Source organism: Streptomyces sp. NBC_00663 (assembly GCF_036226885.1).
Lineage (GTDB): Bacteria > Actinomycetota > Actinomycetes > Streptomycetales > Streptomycetaceae > Streptomyces.
In genome coordinates this window covers 4,752,802-4,772,230 of sequence record NZ_CP109027.1, presented here as the reverse complement: position 1 = coordinate 4,772,230, position 19,429 = coordinate 4,752,802, and the positions used below count along the sequence as shown (strand labels likewise).

Genomic DNA, 19,429 nt, shown 5'->3' with positions numbered 1-19,429 from the left:
AGCCTCACCACCACCCCACCACCACCCCCCTCAACAACCAAGGAGACCCCTGTGTTCACGCGCACCGTCGACGAAGTCGCCCCCGTCGAGTGGGGCAACGGCACCAGCCACCGGCTGCTCGTCGAGGCCGACCGGATGGGCTTCGCCTTCGCCGTGACCCTGGTCCGCCAGGGCACCACGAGCGCGCTCCAGTACCGCAAGCACCTGGAGGCCTGCTACTGCGTCGCGGGCTCCGGCGAGGTCATGGAGAAGGACGGCACCCGGCACAAGATCATGCCGGGCACGATCTACGTCCTGAACGAGCACGACCCGCACTACCTCATAGCCTCCGACTACGAGGACCTGCACCTGGTCTCGGTCTTCAACCCGCCGATCGTCGGCAACGAACGGCACACCCTGTCCGAGGACGGCTTCTCCCAGTACTGACGGGCCCGACGGTTCAAGGAGCAGCCATGTCCGACCAGCCACCCCCCTCCGACCTCCTCCATCTGATGGCCCCCTGGGCCGACCGCCTCAACGCCGATCTCGACGGACTCGACAGCAGGGCCGAGTTCCCCCGGGACAAGTGGTCGGCCGTCCAGGACTCCGGCCTTCTGCGCACCCCCTTCGCCCCCTCGTACGGCGGCCACGGCCGCTCCCTGACCGACACCATGCGGGCCCTGGAAGGACTGGGCCGCGTCTCGCACGACTCCGGCCTGTCCTTCTCCGCCTCCACCCAGATCGTGTCCGTGGGCACACCGCTCCAGCGGTTCGGGGACGACGACCTCAAGGAGCGCTACCTCCCGAAGATCGTCTCCGGCGATCTGATCACCGCCCACGCCATCACCGAGGAGTCCGGCGGCTCCGACGCGATGAACATCTCCACCACCGCCGTCCGCGACGGCGACCACTACGTCGTCAGCGGCGGGAAGATGTTCATCACCAACGCTCCCGTCGCCGACGTCTTCCTCCTCTACGTCCGCACCGGCGCCCCCGGCCCGTTCGGCCTGACCTGCCTCCTCGTCGAGGCCGGGACGCCCGGCCTGGTGGTCGGGCCGGCCATGGACAAGATCGGGCTGCGCACCAGCCCGATCGGCACCCTCGCCTTCGAGGAGCTGCGGGTGCCGGTCGCCCAGCGGGTCGGCGGGGAGGGCGCCGGGTTCCTCGTCCTGGACCACGTCATGAAGCGCGAGGTCCTGTTCGCCTTCTCCATCACGCTCGGCGAGATGACCCGCCGACTGGAGGAGACGGTCCGATTCGCCAAGGACCGCACACAGTTCGGCCAATCCATCGGGAAGTACCAGGCCATCTCCCACAAGATCGCCACCATGAAGATCCGGACCGAGACCGCCCGCAAATGGCTGCGCGACACCGGCGCGAAGGTGGAAGCGCGCAAGGACGCCGCCCTCGACCTCGCCGCCACCAAGACCGTCGTATCGGAGGCGAACGTGCAGAACGCCCTCGACGCGGTCCGCATCCACGGCGGCCGCGGGGTGCTCACCGCGCACGGCGTCGAACGCGGACTGCGCGACTCCGTCGCCGGGACCATCTACTCCGGCACCAGCGAGATCCAGCGCACCCGGATCGCGAGCCTCCTCGGCCTCTGACCAGGCCCTGTGACGATCTCCTCCGACGATCTCCTCCGACCAGTTCCTCCGACCAGGGAACGAGCCATGACCACCACCGACGTGACCCACAGCCTCACCGCCCCCACGCAGTTCCTCGACTACGAGTCCGACGCCGTCCAGACCTTCATCGACGACGTCATCGACGACCGCTGCGCCGACCGCCGCGAGAACGCCGTGAAGCTGTACTACGCGGTCCGCGACACCGTCCACTACGAGGTGTACGGCGCCGACCTGTCCCGCGAGGGCCTCAAGGCCTCCAGCACCGCCACCGCCAAGTCAGGCTTCTGCCTGCACAAGTCGGCTCTGTTCGCCGCCTCCGTACGCGCCCTCGGCATCCCCTCGAAGCTGGTGTACGGCGACGTCCGCAACCACCTCGCCTCGCCCCGCCTCATCGAGCACATCGGCGGCGACGTCTTCTTCCACGGCCTCACCCAGATTCACCTCGACGGCCGCTGGGTGAAGGCCACCCCCGTCTTCAACAAGGTGCTTTGCAAGCTGTACGGCATGCAGCCCCTGGAGTTCGACGGGCGCACCGACAGCCTCTACCACCCGCACGGCAGCGGCGCCGCCATGGAGTTCCTCAAGGACCACGGCGCCTTCGACGACCTGCCCTACGAGTTCGTGATGGCGTCCATGCGCGGCGCGCACCCCCGGTTCCTGGACGGCACCGGCACCGGCACGGTCTCCGGCGGCTCGCTCACCCTCGAAGCCGACGTCCCCGCCGCCTCGTCGCCCACCCCGAACAGCTGAGGAGCCCACACATGACTGTCACCGCCACCGCCCTCGCCGCCGACCCCACCCTCCTGGACATCGACGAGGAGGTCCGCGAGGCCCTGCACGAGGGCCGCCCGGTCGTCGCCCTGGAGTCCTCGGCCATCCCGCACGGCCTGCCCTACCCGGCCAACCTCGACCTGGCCCTCGACATCGACGCCGCCGTCCGCGCGGAGGGCGCCGTCCCCGCCCGGGTCGCCCTGCTCGACGGCCGGATACGCGTCGGCATGACCAAGGAACAGCTCGAACTCTTCGCCGCCGACCCGGCCGTGCCCAAGGTCAGCACCCGGGACATGGGCATCACCCTGGCCCGCGGCGGCTCCGGCGCCACCACCGTCTCCTCCTCCCTGGTCGCGGCGGAGCTGGCCGGCATCCGGGTGTTCGCCGTGGCCGGCATCGGCGGGGTGCACCGCGACGCCCCCGATACCTTCGACATCTCCGCCGACCTCGTGCAGTTCACCCGCAGCAAGGTGGCCGTGGTCTGCGCGGGCGCCAAGTCGATGCTGCACCCGGCGTGGACCCTGGAGTGGCTGGAGACGGCCGGCATCCCCGTCCTCGGCTACCGCTGCGACGACTTCCCCGCCTATCTGAGCGTCAGCAGCGGCATCCCCAACCCCCACCGCCTGGACGACCTGCGCGAGATCGCCGCCGTCGTCCTCGCCCACTGGCGGGCCGGCAACGCCACCTCGCCCGTGATCACGCACCCGATCCACGAGGCGGACGGCATCCCCTCCGCCGACATCGAGGCCGCCCTCGCCGACGCCACCGCCGAGGCCAAGGCGGCAGGTGTCAGCGGCCCCGCCATCACCCCGTACCTCCTCAAGGCGATCTCCCGGGCGACCGCGGGCCGCACCTCCGCCGCCAACCGCGCAGTCCTGCTGTCCACCGCGAGCCTCGCCGGCCAGTTCGCCACCCAGTTCGCCCTCGAACTAACCGAGCCGACAGGCGCCGGGGCAGGGGCCAGCGCAGAGGCAGAGGCAGGGGCAGGGGCAGGGACCAGGGCAGCGGCCCGAGCTGGGGCGGGTGCGGGCGCATGACGACGTACGACGCCCCCGACGCCGCCGCCTCTGGCCTCGACACCTCTGACGCCGCCGCCTCGGGCCTCGACGCCCCCGACGCCGTCCTCTTCGACCTCGACGGCACCCTGCTCGACACCCCCGGCGCCATCGCCGGAGTCCTCGCCCGGGTACTGGAGCGGACCGGCCGCCCCGACGTCCCCGCGGACCGGATCCGCGCCACCGTCGGCAAGCCGCTCGGAGCCGTCTTCGCCGAACTCACCGGGCTCCCCGAGGAACACCCCGACGTGACCGCGGCCGTCGCCCTGTTCCGGGAACTGTTCCGCGAGGAGGTCGTCCCCAAGGCCGCCGACCTGGTCTTCCCCGGCATACCCGAACTCCTGGCCCGGCTACGGGCCGAGGGCCGCAGGACCGCGATCTGCACCAGCAAGATCCGGGCCAGCGCGCTCGAACTCCTCGAACCCGCCGGCCTCCTCGACGCGTTCGACGCCGTCGTCTGCCACGGCATGGCCCCGCGCGGCAAACCCCACCCCGACCTGGCCCTGCTCGCGGCCCGCTCCGTCGACGTGGCACCCGGCCGATGCGTGGTCGTCGGCGACGCCGTCGACGACATGCGGATGGCCGCCGCGGCCGGCATCCCCGCGATCGGCGTCACCTACGGCGTCGCCACGCGACGGCAACTGACCGAAGCGGGCGCCGGGCCCGTGGCCGACACGGTCGAGGAGCTGGCCCAGGCACTCACCCCCGCACTCGCCCCCGCACGAGCCGCCCAGGCTCCGCACCTCTGACGGCACGACAGACGACGCCGCTGACAGCACACCAGACGGCACGACTACAGAACCAGGCGGTCACCCCACCATGCCCCTACCCACCACACCCCCCACGCCGGCGGCGTCCCGCGGACTCCTCGGCGGGCTCATCACCCTCTCCGCGGCCCAGTTCCTCATCGCGCTCGACTTCTCCGTCATCTTCGTCGCCCTGCCCGACATCAGCGCCGACCTGGACCTGTCCGGCACCGCCAAGCAGTGGGTCGTCAGCGCCTACTCCGTGTTCTTCGCCGGCTTCCTGATCGTCGGCGGCAGGCTCGGCGACCGGCTCGGCGCGCGCAAGCTGTTCATGGCCGCGCTGGTCCTCTTCGGCGTCGCCTCACTGCTGGGCGGCCTCGCCGCCAACGCCGCGCTGCTGCTGATCACCCGCGCCCTCCAGGGCATCGCCGCGGCCTGCCTCCAGCCCTCGATCCTCGCCCTGGTGAACACCACGTTCCAGGCCGGCAAGGAACGCACCCGGGCGCTCGCCGTCTGGGGCACGGTCGGCGCCAGCGGCCTCGCCGCCGGTGTCGTCATCGGCGGCCTGCTGACCAGCCTCTCCTGGCGCTGGACGTTCTTCGTGAACCTGCCCTTCGCCGTGCTGTGCGTGCTCGCCGCCCCCAAGTTCCTGCCGGGCAAGTCCGAGCACGGCCGCACCACCACGCTCAACGTCCTCAACGCCGTGCTGTGCACCGGCATGGTCCTCGTCTCTGTCTTCGGCCTCACCCTCGCCGCCGACGCCGGCTGGACCGACCCGCTGACCCTGGGCAGCTTCCTCGCCGGAGCCCTCCTGCTGGCGCTGTTCGCCGGACGCGAGCGCGTCAGCACCCAGCCCCTGGTCGACCCCGTACTGCGACGCACCCGCAGCCTCGTCATGGGCATGTGCTCCTCCGCGCTCTACATGGCGAGCGTCGCGGGCGTCGAGTTCTACCTGGTCACCCTGCTCCTCCAGGACGGCCGCGACTACGCCCCGCTCGCCGCGGGCATCGCCTTCCTGCCGCTCGCCGCATGCATCACCTTCGGCAACATGATCGCCGGAAAGATCGTCGGCCCCCTCGGCGTACGCCGCTCCCTGGCACTGGCGTTCACCGTCGGCGCGCTCGGCCTCGCCCTGCTGGGCGCCTCCGCCACCCACCACAGCTACCTCGCCGCGCTACTGCCCGGCCTGGTGGTCAGCGGACTCGGCCACGGCATGATCTACACCTCGATGTTCGTCGGCGGCACCCGTGACGTGGACGACCGCAACCAGGGCGTCGCCGGTGCCCTGATGACGACCACCCAGTACGCGGGCGGCGCCTTCGGAGTCGCGGCCCTGGTCCTCGTCCTCGGCACCGACCCCGGCGACGGAGCCTTCCGCACGGCGTTCCTGCTGGCCGGCGGCGTCGCCCTGGCCGGCGCGGTGATCGCGTGGATCGGCTTCGCGGCGACAACAGAAGCCGACACGGCGGGAGCTGGCGCGGAGCACGCGGAAGCCCTCCCGACCGCCACCCCCGCCCCGGCAGGTGACCTCTGATGACCGCCGCCGCCCGCCTCGGCATCCTCGTCATCCACAACGACCCCGTGCCCGAGACCGAGATCTGGCGCACGGCCCCCGACGACGTCTCGATCCACACCGCCCGCTTCGAATGCCCGCGCCCCGCGGATACCGAGTACGTCGGCAGCCCGGCCGGCGCCCTCGCCCACGCCCCCGACGTCGTCCGGGGCCTGGACCAGCTGGGCCGGCTGGGCGCGCACAGCATCGCGCTCTGCTTCGGATCGAGCAGCTTCTTCGGCGGACCCGCCTTCGACACCGAGTTCATCGAGGCGGCCGGCGCCCACGCCCACGGCGTCCGTGTCTACACGGCGGCCACCGCCATCACCGCCGCCCTCCAGGCGACCGGCATACGCCGCCCCCTGCTCGTCATGCCGCCCTGGTTCACCGAGCCCACCTTCCGGGCCACCGAGGCCTACCTCGGCGAGGTCGGCATTGAGGAGACCCGCCTCGTCCAGTTCCAGCTGGGCCCGGAGTGGGACGGCACCGCCCGCTACAACGCCTTCGACGAGGGCGCCCACTGGACGATCGACCCCACCGAGGTCCACCAGCAGGTCGTCAAGGCCTTCCATGACCCGGACGCCCCACGCCCCGACAGCGTCCTGGTACCCGGCAGCGGCTTCCCCTCCCAGGGTGCAGTCGTCCCCCTGGAACAGGAACTCGGCGTCCCGGTCATCACCTCGAACCAGGCAGTCCTCTGGTACGGCCTCCAGCTCGCCGCACCCGGGAGCGCCCCGGACCCGGAGTCGGCCGGAGGCCTCTTCGGCCGACGTTTCACGTGAAACATCGCTGTGGGGCGAGAAGCCCGTTCAGGCCTCCCGCCCCACAGCGACACTCAGAGAGCCGGACGTCACCGGCCGCGCACCTCGCCGGACGTCACCGCCCGTCGTCGCGGTGCGCAGCCTCCTCCTCGGCCTCCTTGGCCTGCACCTCAGGGTCGAGAACAGACTGACCACTGCCGTCCACCGAGGTCAGCCGATTCGACTCGGGCACCTCGGTCGCGGCCGGCGGCTCCACCAGCCAGTCCGGGTTGGCCTGCTTGTCCCACCACTTCCAGGCAGCGAAGGCACCGCCCGCGAGCAGCCCCGCGACCGCCAACGCCTTCGCGAGACGGCCAACCCTGGCCCGCCGCGCGTGCTTGCGCGTCAGCTTCTCGATCTCCTTCGGCGATACCTGCCCGCGCAGCGCGGCCAACGCGGCCACACTGCGTGAAGCAGCCTCGTCCCTCACCGGACCGGCCGCTGCCACGGCCTGCTCGATCCTCGGACGTGAATAGTCGGCGGCCTGCCGGGCCGCCTTCCGGGTGCGCTCGGCGGCCTCATGAGCAGCCTGGTCGACCTTCGGCGGTACATGCGTACGGGCCTGCTCCAGCCGCGGCGCGAGATGCACGTCGTACTGAACACGGGCCTGCTCGGCCGCCTGCGACACCCTCGGCGCGATCCGTACGCGCGCCTCCTGTGCGTAGTGCGCGGCCCTGTCCTTGGCTGTGTCGGCGTAGGGCGCCACCACTTCCGCGGCGTGCAGCACGCTGTCCTTTGCCGAGCCGGTCGCGGCGCGCACGCTGTCGATGCGGGTCACGGGAATCCTCCTCCTCGGTGGCGTACGGTAATTCGACTTTCCACCCTTTTACGGATCATGCATGCCAACCGACGGAGAGGCATGTGAGGGCGGGCATACGGGGCAACGGGAGCTTGCCGTCGACAATGCCACGGATCGCCGAGGAGCGCGCCCGGCACGAGGCGACTCGTCCCATTTTCCGCCCACGACGCCTGAACGGGACCTCCACCGAGCCGACGGGCGCCGAACAGCCCTGACCGTGCGAGGATCGGGACGTCACACGAGGACAACGGAAGGCAGACCGTGGCTGAGCAGCTCTACGCCACCCTGAAGACCAACCAAGGCGACATCGAAATCCGGCTGCTGCCGAACCACGCCCCCAAAACGGTCCGCAACTTCGTCGAACTCGCCCAGGGCGAGCGGGAATGGACCCACCCCGCCACCGGCGAGAAGTCCACCAACAGGCTCTACGACGGCACAGTCTTCCACCGGGTGATCAGCGGATTCATGATCCAGGGCGGTGACCCGCTGGGCAACGGCACCGGCGGCCCCGGCTATCAGTTCGAGGACGAGTTCCACCCCGACCTCTCGTTCCACAAGCCCTACCTCCTGGCCATGGCCAACGCCGGCCCCGGCACCAACGGCTCGCAGTTCTTCGTCACCGTCGGCACCACGACCTGGCTCAACCGCAAGCACACCATCTTCGGCGAGGTCACCGACCCGGCCAGCCAGAAGGTCGTCGACGCCATCGCAGACACCCAGACCAACCCGCGCACCGACCGTCCCGTGAACGACGTCGTCATCGAGTCGGTCGTCGTGGAGACCCGCCAGAGCTGACACCGGGAACCAAACGCCCCGCTCATCCGTAAGGAGGGGCGGGGCGGTTTCATTGCATACGACGACGTAGGGGACGACCTCATGGACCAGGCGCCAGGCAGCCCACAGCAGGAACAGGGCCTGCCCGGCTGCTACCGCCACCCCGACCGCGAGACCGGCATCCGCTGCACCCGCTGCGAACGCCCGATCTGCCCGGAATGCATGGTCAGCGCCTCCGTCGGCTTCCAGTGCCCCGACTGCGTCCGCGGCGGCTCCGGCACCGGCCACGCCCCCGACGCGGCAACACCCCGCACACTCGCCGGCGGCACGGTCACCTCCGACCCACGGCTCGTCACCAAGATCCTCGTCGGTATCAACCTCGCCGTGTTCATCGCCGTTCAGGTGTCGTCGTCGCTCCTCAGCGACCTCGTCCTGATCGGCGCCTGGCCACCGGCACCCTTCACGCCCACCGAGGGCGTCGCGGACGGCCAGTGGTACCGCCTGGTGACCTCGATGTTCACCCACCAGGAGATCTGGCACATCGGCTTCAACATGCTCAGCCTGTGGTTCCTCGGCGCCCCCCTCGAAGCGGCCCTCGGCCGAGCCCGCTACCTCACGCTCTACCTGGTCTCGGGCCTCTGCGGCAGCGCCCTGGCCTACCTGCTGGCCTCCCCGACCACCGCCACCCTCGGGGCATCCGGCGCCATCTTCGGCCTCTTCGGCGCCACAGCCGTCCTCATGCGCAGGCTCCAGTACGACATGCGGCCGATCATCGCCCTGCTCGTGATCAACCTGATCTTCACCTTCGGCTGGTCGAACATCTCCTGGCAGGCCCACATCGGCGGCCTCGTCGGCGGCGTCGTCATCGGCTACGCCATGGTCCACGCCCCGCGCGAGCGCCGCGCCCTCGTCCAGTACGGCACCTGCGCGCTGGTCCTCGTCGTGGTCGTCGTCATGACGCTGGTGCGCACCACGCAGCTCATCTGAGCGCGAGAAGCCCGGTTGTCCACAGCGGGTTGCGAATCTTGTGCATAGCGTGCGCGAACAACTGTGCCCCCTGTCGCTGACCCGTGTTTTCGCAGGTCAGGCAGGGGGCGAACAGAGGGCGAACAGGCTTGCGGAGGCCGGTGTGGCAGTCGTACCGGCGTCAACCCTCTGTGAGTTATCCACAGATCGTCGTTCTATTGTCCCCAGGTAGCCTGTGGATACTTCAGCGATCTGTGGATAACTCAGTGAATAGCCCTGGGGAGAGCTACTTCCACTGGGTGGAGACGCCGAATCCGGCGGCGATGAAGCCGAAGCCCACCACGATGTTCCAGTTGTCCAGCGCGTCGATGGGCAGCGAGCCGTCCGTCACATAGAAGACGACGATCCAGGCCAGCCCGATGACGAACAGGGCCAGCATGACGGGCGCGACCCAGGCGCGGCTGTTCAGCTTGATGCTGGTCGCCTGCTTCGCCGGCGGCGGCGTGTAATCGGCCTTCTTGCGGATACGTGACTTCGGCACGAGGGTCTCTCCTGTCGATGCGCTGCGTGGCCGCGCAGGTAGCTGGGTCGGGCTCGGGGCAGCGTACAAGGGGACACTGAGTGCTCCCCCGGGCGTCCGTTAGCGTAGTGCTTCCGCGGCGCCGAAGGAGATAAGGGTACGTTGAGCAATTCTGCCAACCCCCAGGGGATGGAATCCACCCCTGTCCGCGGCCGACGTTTCCGGCCCGTCCGGCTGCTCACGGTGGCCGTCTTCGCGCTCGCCGGCCTCATTTTCTTCACCAGCTTCAATACGGCCAAGGGCACCAATATCCGCACGGATGCCTCGCTGCTGAAGCTTTCCGACCTGATCCTGGAGCGCAGCCACAAGAACGGACAGCTCGACGAGTCCAACGGTGCCCTGCGGGACGATGTGGAGGCGCTGGCCGAGCGGGACGACGGTTCCACGCGGGCCGAGGACGAGAAGTTGTCGGCGCTGGAGAAGAAGGCGGGCACTCAGAAGCTGAAGGGCGAGGCGGTCAGCGTCACCCTCAACGACGCTCCGCCGGACGCGACGGCGAAGCTCCCCGGCTACCCCGAGCCGCAGCCCGACTACCTGGTCATCCACCAGCAGGACCTCCAGGCCGTGGTGAACGCGCTGTGGCAGGGCGGGGCCCAGGGCATCAAGGTCATGGATCAGCGGCTGATCTCCACCAGCGCTGTTCGCTGCGTGGGCAACACGCTCATCCTTCAGGGCCGGGTCTACTCACCGCCGTACAAGATCACGGCGGTCGGGGACCCGGAGAAGCTGAGGCAGTCGCTGGCGGCCAGCAAGGCGATCCAGAACTACATGGTCTACGTCAACGTCTACGGCCTCGGATGGAAAGTCGAGGACGACGGCACGGTGACTCTGCCCGGCTACTCGGGCACAGTGGATCTGCAGTACGCCAAGCCTGTGGAGTAGGTCTCTCCGGGAGCCGCCGGTGCGTGTACGTCTTGTCATCAGGACCCTCAGCGAACTCTGCATCACCATCGGCGCGGTCATAGTCCTCTTCGTGGTCTACGTGCTGTTCTGGACCGGCGTGAAGGCCGACGACGTCATGGGCGAGCAGATCGACCAGCTCCAGGAGGAGTGGTCGAAGGGGCAGGTGGAGCAGCCGAGGAGCACCGGGGGTGCCGAGGCCTCCGCGACTCCGTCCGCTCCGGCGCCGTACAAGAAGGACAAACCCTTCGCGATCATGTACATCCCGCGTCTTGGTTTCACGTGGAACAAGCCGGTGCTGGAGGGCACCGGCGTCGGCACGCTGAAGAAGGGCCTCGGTCACTACGCGCGCACCGCGCAGCTGGGTGGGGAGGGCAACTTCTCTGTGGCGGGGCATCGGCGTACGTACGGCGACCCGTTCAAGGACTTCCCGAAGCTGCGGCGCGGGGATGCGGTGGTGCTGACGGACGGGACGACCTGGTTCACGTATCGGATCGACAAAGGGCCCTACAAAACCGTTCCCACGGACGTTGAGGTGATCGATCCTGTGCCACGTAAGTCGGGGTACGAGCGGTCGGGCCGCTATCTCACCCTGACCACGTGCGATCCGGAGTGGGGTCACAGCCACCGCCTGATCGTGTGGGCGCATCTGGACTCCACACAGCCTGTGGAGGCAGGGAAACCACCGGCCCTGCGCCGTTAGTCTGGTGCGGTACGGCGTGAGTCTGGTGCCGTGGTGCGACGGAAGGGACGGCATGTACGGCTGGATCTGGCGGCATCTGCCGGGGAACGCGTGGGTGAAGGCGTTGCTCTCACTCGTGCTGGCGCTTGCTGTGGTCTACGTCCTCTTCCAGTACGTCTTCCCGTGGGCGGAGCCGCTGCTGCCCTTCAACGATGTGACGGTGGACAACCAGTGAGTGCGCGGATTCTCGTCGTCGACAACTACGACAGCTTCGTCTTCAACCTGGTGCAGTACCTGTACCAGCTGGGCGCCGAGTGCGAGGTGCTGCGCAACGACGAGGTGTCGACGGCGCACGCCCAGGACGGTTTCGACGGTGTGCTGCTCTCGCCGGGCCCGGGTACGCCGGAGGAGGCGGGGGTCTGCATCGAGATGGTCCGCCACTGTGCGGCGACCGGGGTGCCGGTGTTCGGTGTCTGCCTGGGCATGCAGTCGATGCAGGTGGCGTACGGCGGTGTCGTGGACCGGGCGCCTGAGCTGCTGCACGGCAAGACGTCGTTGGTGGAGCACGAGGGCAAGGGTGTGTTCGCCGGGCTGCCGACGCCCTTCACCGCGACCCGCTATCACTCGCTCGCCGCCGAGCCGGAGACGGTCCCGGCCGAACTGGAAGTGACCGCCCGGACCCACGACGGCATCATCATGGGCCTGAGGCACCGTGAACTGCCGGTCGAGGGCGTTCAGTTCCATCCCGAGTCGGTGCTCACCGAGCACGGTCACCAGATGCTGGCCAACTGGCTGGTGGAGTGCGGCGACCAGGGTGCGGTGGCGCGATCTGCGGGGCTGGCCCCGGTGGTGGGCAGGGCCACGGCGTGACCGCACTGCGCCCCGAGCGCGAGTCGGAGGCCTCGTACGGGGAGCAGCAGCCGTACGAGTCCTACGAGTCTTATGTGCCGCCCCTCGATGACGAGACGGTGGCACTCAGGCTCTCCGACCTGCCGGAGCGAATAGATGAGGCTACGTCGCCCTCTGGCGTCTCGTCCGCATCAGCAGCCACCGGAACCCCCACCGGTGGTCGTGCGGCCCGGAGAAAGGCCGCCAAGCGGCGTGGCGGGCGTCATGGGGGCAGACGGGCGGAGCCGACGGCGCCGGAGGAAGAGCCGGAGGACTCCGCGTCCCCCCTCTCCCGTGTCGAGGCCCGCCGCAGGGCGAAGGCCCGCAAGCCCAGTCCTGGGGTGCTCGCGAGCCGGGCGATCGGTGAGGTGTTCATCACCACCGGCGTGCTGATGCTGCTGTTCGTCACGTACCAGTTGTGGTGGACGAACGTCCGGGCGCATGCGCAGGCCGGCAAGGAGGCGAGCAACCTCCAGGAGGAGTGGGAGAGCGGGCAGCGGGCGCCGGGCGAGTTCGAGGCCGGGCAGGGTTTCGCCCTCCTCCACATTCCCAAGCTGGATGTGGTGGTGCCGATAGCGGAGGGCGTCAGCAACAAGAAGGTGCTCGACCGGGGCATGGTGGGTCACTACTCCGAGGGCGCGTTGAAGACGGCGATGCCGAGCGCGAAGAGCGGCAACTTCGGGCTGGCGGGGCACCGGAACACGCACGGCGAGCCGTTCCGGTACATCAACCGTCTCACCAAGGGCGATGAGATCGTCGTGGAGACCCAGGACGACTACTTCGTGTACAAGATGACGTCGTCGCTTCCGGTGACGTCGCCGAGCAACACGAGTGTGCTGAACCCGGTGCCGCCGCAGTCGGGTTTCACGGCGCCGGGTCGCTACATCACGCTCACCACCTGCACGCCGGAGTTCACCAGCAAGTACCGGTTGATCGTCTGGGGCAAGATGGTCGAGGAACGGCCGCGCAGCAAGGGCAAGCCGGATGCGCTCGTCAATTAAGGGCAGATGACCAAGTGGCAGCCACCACCGACCACCAGGAGCACACCGACACGCCCCCTTCCGCTGCGCGTCGGCGCCGCGGCATGGGCCCGATCGCGATGGCGATCAGTGTCTTCGGTGAACTCCTCATCACCGCGGGCCTGGTCCTGGGTCTGTTCGTCGTGTACTCCCTCTGGTGGACGAACGTCATCGCCGACCGCGCGGCCGACAAACAGGCCGACAAGGTCCGCGACAACTGGGCCCAGAACACGGGGCCGGGAGCCCTGGACACCGGCGCCGGCATCGGCTTCCTGCACGTCCCGGCGATGAAGAACGGCGAGGTCCTGGTCGAGAAGGGCACGTCGACGAAGATCCTCAACGACGGTGTGGCGGGCTACTACACGGACCCGATCAAGGCCACGCTCCCCTCGACCGACAAGGACGGCAACTTCACCCTCGCCGCCCACCGGGACGGCCACGGCGCCAAGTTCCACAACATCGACAAGATCGAGAAGGGCGACCCGATCGTCTTCGAGACGAAGGACAAGTGGTACGTCTACAAGGCGTACGCGATCCTTCCGGAGACGTCGAAGTACAACGTGAAGGTCCTGGGCGCCATCCCGAAGGAGTCCGGCAAGAAGAAGGCCGGCAAGTACATCACGCTGACCACTTGCACGCCGGTGTACACGTCCCGGTACCGGTATGTGGTGTGGGGGGAGCTGGTGCGGGTGCAGAAGGTGGACGGGGAGCGGACGTTGCCCAAGGAGCTGCGCTGACTGAGCGAAGGATGTCCGGGCTGGCGATGGTGAGGTAGGGGGCGCACCGTTTGCACTGGACCACCATGCGTCGTCCGTCGGCCGTGATCCCGATGATGTCGACCCCTCTGTCTCCGTGACCGCCTTGCACGACGACGTTGGCAGCCATCCCGCACGCCCTCGAGTCGCTTCAGCCGGTCGTGGTGCTGATGAAGCCGTCGCTCGATGCGCTGGACTCCGGTGCGCAGCGCGATCAGTTCGCGTCGGTGTTGTTATCCACAGGCTGGGTGCGGGCCAGGTACTCCGTGTCGAGGAGGTACGTGCGCACCTGACGTGCGACGTCGCTGTCGCGGAGGAGCATGGCGACGCTGAGGACGGCTCTATGTAAGGACACGAGCGCGAGTGAGCCCCGGCCCCTGAGAATCAGGGAACCGGGGCTCACTCGTTGCCGTAAGTCGGCGTCAGTCCTCCGTGCGGGCCGCCTATCCGGTCGTGCCGCCGAAGATGTTGGTGCCTCCGTCGTTGCCGCCGCCGCCCTGGTCGGTGGTGAACAGGGTGATGGTGTCGCCCTTGTTGACGGTGCTGCCCGGGGTCGGGTTGGAGGTGACGACCGTGGCGTTGCCGTCCTGGGAGCCCTGGACCTGTACCTGGAGGCCCAGGTTCTGGAGGGTCTTCGTGACCTCGTTCAGCTTCTTGCCCGCGATGTCCTGGGGAACCTGAACCTGCTGGTTCTCCTTGGCCTTGCCGAGGTGGATCGTCACCGTGGAGCCCTTGTCGACCGAGTTGCCGATGCCGGGGTCGGTGCTGATGACCTTGTTGACCAGGTTGGCGTCGTCGGTCTCCGTGTCGGTGACGCAGTTGCCGGTGAGGTTGCTCGACGTCATCAGGGCCTTGGCCTCGTCACAGGTCTTGCCCGCGACATCCGGCACCGTGGACTTCTGGACCTCGACGGCGACGGTGAGAGTGATCTCCGTGCCCTTTTCGACTTCCTTGCCGAAGACCGGGGTCTGGTCGAGGACGGAGCCGGTTTCCTCCGTGGACTCCTTCTCCTTCTTCTTGACCACGAGCCCGAATTCGTCACCCTCGAGCCTCGTCTTGGCGTCCTCGTACTGGTCGCCGATCACGCTCGGCACGGTCACCTTCGGGGCGCCCGTAGAGACCACCACGTTGATGGTGGACTGCTTGTCCACGTCGGTGCCCGGCTCGGGGTCCTGCGAGCAGATCTTGCCCTTGGGCTGGTCCTCACACGTCTTCTCGGTGGGATTCAGCTTCAGGTCGCTGTTCGTGGCCATGTTCTTGGCGGTGTCCAGCTTCTCGCCCACGAAGGTCGGCACCGCCACCTTGTCGTCGGCGGCGTTGTTGCCGCTGAACGCCCACTTCCCGATCAGGATCGCGCCGATCAGGACCAGGACAGCCGCCACGACCAGCAGGATTGTGGAGGTGTTGTTCTTCTTCTGGCGGCGGCGGTCGGGGCGGTCGTCGTAGCCGCCGTAGTTCGGGTCGTCCGGGTTCATCGGCGGGAGCATCGACGTGGCGCCGGCGTCCGTCGAGCGGAGTGCGGTCGTCGGCTGGTCGTCGGGGTAGCCGCCGTAGCCGACCGAGCCCATCGCCGCCGTGGCCGCGACCGGCTGGCCGTCCAGGCACGCCTCGATGTCGGTGCGCATCTCGTCGGCGGACTGGTAGCGGTAGTTCGGGTCCTTGACCAGGGCCTTCAGCACGATCGCGTCCATCTCGGGCGTGATCTCGGGGTCGAAGACCGACGGGGGCTGTGCTTCCTCACGGACGTGCTGGTAGGCCACGGCCACCGGGGAGTCGCCCACGAACGGGGGGCGGACCGTCAGGAGTTCGTAGAGGAGGCAGCCTGTCGAGTAGAGGTCCGAACGCTGGTCGACCTGCTCGCCCTTCGCCTGCTCCGGCGACAGGTACTGCGCCGTGCCGATCACCGCGGACGTCTGGGTCATCGTCATGCCGGAGTCGCCCATGGCGCGGGCGATGCCGAAGTCCATGACCTTGACCTGGCCGTTGCGCGTCAGCATGACGTTGGCCGGCTTGATGTCACGGTGGACGATCTGGTTGCGGTGGGAGTACTCCAGGGCCTGAAGGATGCCGATCGTCATCTCCATCGCGCGCTCCGGCAGCAGCTTGCGGCCGGAGTGCAGGAGTTCGCGCAGCGTGGAGCCGTCGACGTACTCCATGACGATGTACGGGATCGAGACCCCGTCGATGTAGTCCTCGCCCGTGTCGTAGACCGCGACGATCGCGGGATGGTTGAGCGAGGCGGCCGACTGGGCCTCCCGGCGGAACCGGGCCTGGAAGGACGGGTCGCGTGCGAGGTCCGCGCGCAGCGTCTTCACCGCCACGGTGCGGCCGAGCCGGGTGTCATGCGCGAGGTAGACCTCCGCCATGCCACCACGGCCGAGCACCTGGCCCAGCTCGTACCGGCCGCCGAGGCGACGCGGCTCTTCCATAGCTACCTACCAGCCCTCTCCGTCGGTCCCGACCGGCACTGGTGTGCGGTCGGAGGCTGCCGTCCGGGCCTACCGTACCCGGCTGGCTTTGTGTGACCTGGCCAAGCCCGTCACCCGATACAGGACCGGTATCGCAACGTGCACCGATGTGAAGGGGACGTGATGGGGGTCACTTCTTGGAGTTGATGACCGCCTCCATCACGCTCTTCGCGATCGGTGCCGCGAGGCCGCTGCCGGAGATGTTCTCGCGGACCGCGCTCTCGTCCTCGACGACCACGGCCACGGCGACCGGCTTGCTGCCGTCGCTGAGCTTCGCGTACGAGATGAACCAGGCGTACGGGTTCTTGCTGTTGTTCTCACCGTGCTGGGCGGTGCCGGTCTTGCCGCCGACGGTGACGCCGTTGCCGATCTGGGCGGTGGTGCCGGTGCCCTTCTGGACCACGGTCTCCATCATCGACTGGAGGACCTGCGCGTTCTCCGGCGACAGCGGTTGGCTGAGCTCGGCCGGGTCGTTCTTCGCGATGGTGTCCAGGTTCGGGGCCTGGAGCTCGTCGACCATGTACGGCTTCATGAGCTTGCCGTCGTTGGCGACCGCGGAGGCGACCATGGCCATCTGAAGCGGGGTGGCGGCGGTGTTGTACTGGCCGATGGAGGACAGGGCGACCTGCGAGGGCTCCATGTCGTCGGAGAAGACGGAGGCGCTGGAGCGGACCGGGGTGAACTGCTCCTCGTCGAAGCCGAACTTCTTGGCCTCGTCCAGCATCTTGTCGTTGCCGAGGTCGGCGCCGATCTTGCCGAAGACGGTGTTGCAGGACCACTGCAGGGCGACGCGCATGGTGGCGTTCTTGCAGGGGATGTTGCCCTCGTTCTTCAGCTCGGTGCGGGTGCCGGTCATGACCCAGGGCAGCGGGGAGTCGGTCTTCTCGTCGGCGTCGCCGTACAGACCGTTCTCCAGGGCCGCCGCCGCGGTGACGACCTTGAAGGTCGAGCCGGGCGGGTAGACCTCGCGCAGGGCCCGGTTGAGCATCGGGTCGTCGGGGTTGTTCTTCTTGTCGAGCTTCTTCCAGGCCGCCGCGTCGGAGTCGCCGCCGCCGGCGATCGTCCCGGGGTCGTACGACGGGTAGGAGGCCAGCGCCAGGATCTTGCCGGTGGACGGCTCCAGGGCGACGACCGCGCCCTTGCCGCGCTTGGCGAGACCCTCGTAGGCGGCCTTCTGGGCGGCGGCGTTGAGGGTGGTGACGACGTTGCCGCCCTCCTTCGGCTTGCCCGTGATCATGTCGAGGGTGTTGCGGAAGAAGAGCCGGTCGTCGTTGCCGGTGAGGATGCCGTCCTCGATGTACTCGAGCTGGTTGGCGCCGTAGGCCTGGGAGACGAACCCGGTGACGGGCGCCCACATGGCGCCGTTCTTGTAGGTGCGCTTGTACTTGAAGTCGCCGGTGGTCGTTTCCTTGTGCCCGGTGATGGCCTTGCCGTCGACGATGATGTCGCCGCGCGGGGTGGCGTACCGCTCGATGGCGACGCGGCGGTTGTCGGTGTCGGTCCGCAGGTCGTCGGCCTTCACGTACTGGAGCCAGTTGTCGCGGACGAGCAGGGCCAGGACGAGGAAGCCGCAGAAGAGGGCGATCCGGCGCAGGGGCTTGTTCATGACGGGCGGACCACCTGGGTCATCTCGGCGTCGGGGCTGGGGGCGGGGGCCGGGGCCGGGCGGCGCGCGGTGTCGCTGATGCGGATCAGGATGCCGATCAGGGCCCAGTTGGCGATGACCGACGAACCGCCGTAGGCCACGAACGGCAGCGTCATACCGGTCAGCGGGATGAGACCCATGACACCGCCGGCGACGACGAAGACCTGGAGCGCGAAGGCGCCGGACAGGCCGACGGCGAGCAGCTTGCCGAAGGGGTCGCGGGCGGCGAGGGCGGTGCGCACGCCGCGTTCGACGATCAGCCCGTAGATCAGCAGGATCGCCATGACGCCGGCCAGGCCGAGTTCCTCGCCGAACGTGGCGAGGATGAAGTCGGAGTTGGCGGCGAAGCCGATCAGGTCGGAGTTGCCCTGTCCGAGACCCGTGCCGAGGGTGCCGCCGGAGCCGAAGGCCCACAGGGCCTGCATGGCCTGTTCGGAGTGGATGATGCCGTCCTGGACACCGGCGCGGGAGAGCTCGAACTCGTGCATCGGGTCGAGCCAGGCCTGTACACGGGTCTGGATGTGCGGTTCGAAGCTGGCCACGCCGACCGCGCCGACCGCGGACATGAGCAGACCGAACACGATCCAGCTGGTCCGCTCGGTGGCGACGTACAGCATGATGATGAACATCCCGAAGAACAGCAGGGATGTGCCGAGGTCGGTCTCGAAGACCAGGATGAGGATCGACATCACCCAGACCACGAGGATCGGACCGAGGTCGCGCCCGCGCGGCAGGTACAGGCCCATGAAGCGACGGCTGGCCAGGGCCAGGGCGTCTCTCTTGACCATGAGATAGCCGGCGAAGAACACGGCCAGGGCGATCTTCGCGAACTCACCGGGCTGGAGCGTGCCGAGGCCGGGGATCTTGATCCAGATCTTGGCGCCGTAGGTGGGCGCGCTGAGACCGGGGATCAGCGGCATCACGAGCAGGAGCATGGCTCCGGCCATGGAGATGTAGGTGTACCGCTGCAGGACTCGGTGGTCCTTGAGGAAGATCAGTACGGCCACCAGCAGGGCCATGCCCATCGCCGAGTACAGCAGCTGGCGCGGTGCCGACTCGACGAAGTCCCTGCTCGCCTGGAGTCGCTTGGACTGGTCCAGTCGCCAGATGACGACAAGCCCGATGCCGTTCAGCAGCGTAGCCAGTGGCAGCAGCAGCGGATCGGCATACGGCGCGAACTTGCGTACGACGAGATGGCCGACGCCCGCGAGCAGGCCGAGGCCGAGGCCGTAGCCCAGGAGACCGGCGGGGAGTTCGTCGTTGATGGCGAGGCCTACGTTGGCGTAGGCGAACACCGGGATGACGACGGCGAACACCAGCAGTGCGAGCTCGGTGTTGCGCCGGCTCGGCGTGCCGATCGAGCCGATCGTGGACGTGTGGTGCGTCGGCGAGTTGGTGGTACTGCTCATCGTGTGACGGGGC

Annotated in this window: 21 protein-coding genes; 15 read left to right on the top strand and 6 right to left on the bottom strand. The window is 68.6% G+C overall.

What is annotated here, in order from left to right; genetic code table 11:
* Positions 1 to 51 precede the first annotated feature (51 nt).
* The 7 genes from OG866_RS21810 to OG866_RS21780 all read left to right on the top strand — a co-directional run bounded on the left by OG866_RS21810 (position 52) and on the right by OG866_RS21780 (position 6,513).
* Entirely contained in the window at positions 52 to 426 is a 375-nt protein-coding gene (locus OG866_RS21810; protein WP_329337049.1) for an ectoine synthase, read from the top strand.
* A 26-nt stretch (positions 427 to 452) separates the two neighbouring features.
* Positions 453 to 1,586, top strand: coding sequence for an acyl-CoA dehydrogenase family protein (locus tag OG866_RS21805; RefSeq protein WP_329337047.1), 1,134 nt, complete (start codon positions 453 to 455; stop codon positions 1,584 to 1,586).
* 66 nt (positions 1,587 to 1,652) lie between these two features.
* Positions 1,653 to 2,357 (top strand): transglutaminase-like domain-containing protein, encoded by a 705-nt coding sequence (locus OG866_RS21800; protein ID WP_329337045.1) that lies wholly within the window; start codon positions 1,653 to 1,655, stop codon positions 2,355 to 2,357.
* An 11-nt stretch (positions 2,358 to 2,368) separates the two neighbouring features.
* Positions 2,369 to 3,415: a pseudouridine-5'-phosphate glycosidase gene (locus tag OG866_RS21795; RefSeq protein WP_329337043.1), complete on the top strand. Its 1,047-nt coding sequence runs from the start codon at positions 2,369 to 2,371 to the stop codon at positions 3,413 to 3,415.
* A complete protein-coding gene (locus OG866_RS21790) occupies positions 3,412 to 4,182 on the top strand; it encodes an HAD family hydrolase (RefSeq protein ID WP_329337041.1) in 771 nt (256 codons plus the stop codon). The genes OG866_RS21795 and OG866_RS21790 overlap by 4 nt, the downstream gene beginning before the upstream one ends.
* Positions 4,183 to 4,252: 70 nt before the next feature.
* Positions 4,253 to 5,713 (top strand): MFS transporter, encoded by a 1,461-nt coding sequence (locus tag OG866_RS21785; RefSeq protein WP_329337040.1) that lies wholly within the window; start codon positions 4,253 to 4,255, stop codon positions 5,711 to 5,713.
* Positions 5,713 to 6,513: a hypothetical protein gene (locus OG866_RS21780; protein ID WP_329337038.1), complete on the top strand. Its 801-nt coding sequence runs from the start codon at positions 5,713 to 5,715 to the stop codon at positions 6,511 to 6,513. The genes OG866_RS21785 and OG866_RS21780 overlap by 1 nt, the downstream gene beginning before the upstream one ends.
* A 94-nt stretch (positions 6,514 to 6,607) precedes the next feature.
* Here OG866_RS21780 and OG866_RS21775 read toward each other — a convergent pair whose 3' ends face one another.
* Entirely contained in the window at positions 6,608 to 7,309 is a 702-nt protein-coding gene (locus tag OG866_RS21775) for a DUF5324 family protein (RefSeq protein WP_329337037.1), read from the bottom strand.
* A gap of 282 nt (positions 7,310 to 7,591) precedes the next feature.
* On the opposite strand from OG866_RS21775, the gene OG866_RS21770 reads away from it, so the two are divergent.
* Entirely contained in the window at positions 7,592 to 8,125 is a 534-nt protein-coding gene (locus OG866_RS21770; protein ID WP_329337036.1) for a peptidylprolyl isomerase, read from the top strand.
* A gap of 81 nt (positions 8,126 to 8,206) precedes the next feature.
* Complete coding sequence (locus OG866_RS21765) at positions 8,207 to 9,091, top strand: rhomboid family intramembrane serine protease (RefSeq protein ID WP_329337034.1); 885 nt, start codon at positions 8,207 to 8,209, stop codon at positions 9,089 to 9,091.
* A 265-nt stretch (positions 9,092 to 9,356) separates the two neighbouring features.
* Here OG866_RS21765 and crgA read toward each other — a convergent pair whose 3' ends face one another.
* A complete protein-coding gene (gene crgA, locus OG866_RS21760; RefSeq protein ID WP_059194346.1) occupies positions 9,357 to 9,611 on the bottom strand; it encodes a cell division protein CrgA in 255 nt (84 codons plus the stop codon).
* Positions 9,612 to 9,752: 141 nt separating this feature from the next.
* Between crgA and OG866_RS21755 the strand changes: the two genes are divergently transcribed.
* From OG866_RS21755 to OG866_RS21730, 6 genes are read left to right on the top strand one after another with little or no spacing between them, the layout of a single operon-like run.
* Positions 9,753 to 10,532, top strand: coding sequence for a DUF881 domain-containing protein (locus tag OG866_RS21755; protein WP_329337032.1), 780 nt, complete (start codon positions 9,753 to 9,755; stop codon positions 10,530 to 10,532).
* 19 nt (positions 10,533 to 10,551) lie between these two features.
* Positions 10,552 to 11,253 (top strand): class E sortase, encoded by a 702-nt coding sequence (locus OG866_RS21750; protein WP_329337029.1) that lies wholly within the window; start codon positions 10,552 to 10,554, stop codon positions 11,251 to 11,253.
* A gap of 16 nt (positions 11,254 to 11,269) precedes the next feature.
* A complete protein-coding gene (locus OG866_RS21745) occupies positions 11,270 to 11,467 on the top strand; it encodes a hypothetical protein (protein ID WP_165951216.1) in 198 nt (65 codons plus the stop codon).
* On the top strand, positions 11,464 to 12,102 hold the full coding sequence (locus OG866_RS21740; protein ID WP_329337028.1) for an aminodeoxychorismate/anthranilate synthase component II: 639 nt from the start codon (positions 11,464 to 11,466) through the stop codon (positions 12,100 to 12,102). The genes OG866_RS21745 and OG866_RS21740 overlap by 4 nt, the downstream gene beginning before the upstream one ends.
* On the top strand, positions 12,099 to 13,121 hold the full coding sequence (locus OG866_RS21735; RefSeq protein ID WP_329337026.1) for a class E sortase: 1,023 nt from the start codon (positions 12,099 to 12,101) through the stop codon (positions 13,119 to 13,121). Before OG866_RS21740 ends, OG866_RS21735 begins: the two co-directional genes overlap by 4 nt.
* A 14-nt stretch (positions 13,122 to 13,135) precedes the next feature.
* Positions 13,136 to 13,876, top strand: coding sequence for a class E sortase (locus OG866_RS21730; RefSeq protein ID WP_329337023.1), 741 nt, complete (start codon positions 13,136 to 13,138; stop codon positions 13,874 to 13,876).
* A gap of 232 nt (positions 13,877 to 14,108) precedes the next feature.
* Here the strand turns inward: OG866_RS21730 and OG866_RS45255 are convergent, their stop codons facing one another.
* The 4 genes from OG866_RS45255 to OG866_RS21710 form a co-directional block, all read right to left on the bottom strand.
* Entirely contained in the window at positions 14,109 to 14,249 is a 141-nt protein-coding gene (locus OG866_RS45255) for a hypothetical protein (RefSeq protein WP_443063551.1), read from the bottom strand.
* Between the two features lie 88 nt (positions 14,250 to 14,337).
* Entirely contained in the window at positions 14,338 to 16,323 is a 1,986-nt protein-coding gene (pknB, locus tag OG866_RS21720; protein ID WP_329337022.1) for a Stk1 family PASTA domain-containing Ser/Thr kinase, read from the bottom strand.
* A 169-nt stretch (positions 16,324 to 16,492) separates the two neighbouring features.
* On the bottom strand, positions 16,493 to 17,968 hold the full coding sequence (locus OG866_RS21715; RefSeq protein WP_329337021.1) for a peptidoglycan D,D-transpeptidase FtsI family protein: 1,476 nt from the start codon (positions 17,966 to 17,968) through the stop codon (positions 16,493 to 16,495).
* A complete protein-coding gene (locus OG866_RS21710) occupies positions 17,965 to 19,416 on the bottom strand; it encodes an FtsW/RodA/SpoVE family cell cycle protein (protein ID WP_329337020.1) in 1,452 nt (483 codons plus the stop codon). Before OG866_RS21710 ends, OG866_RS21715 begins: the two co-directional genes overlap by 4 nt.
* Positions 19,417 to 19,429 lie beyond the last annotated feature (13 nt).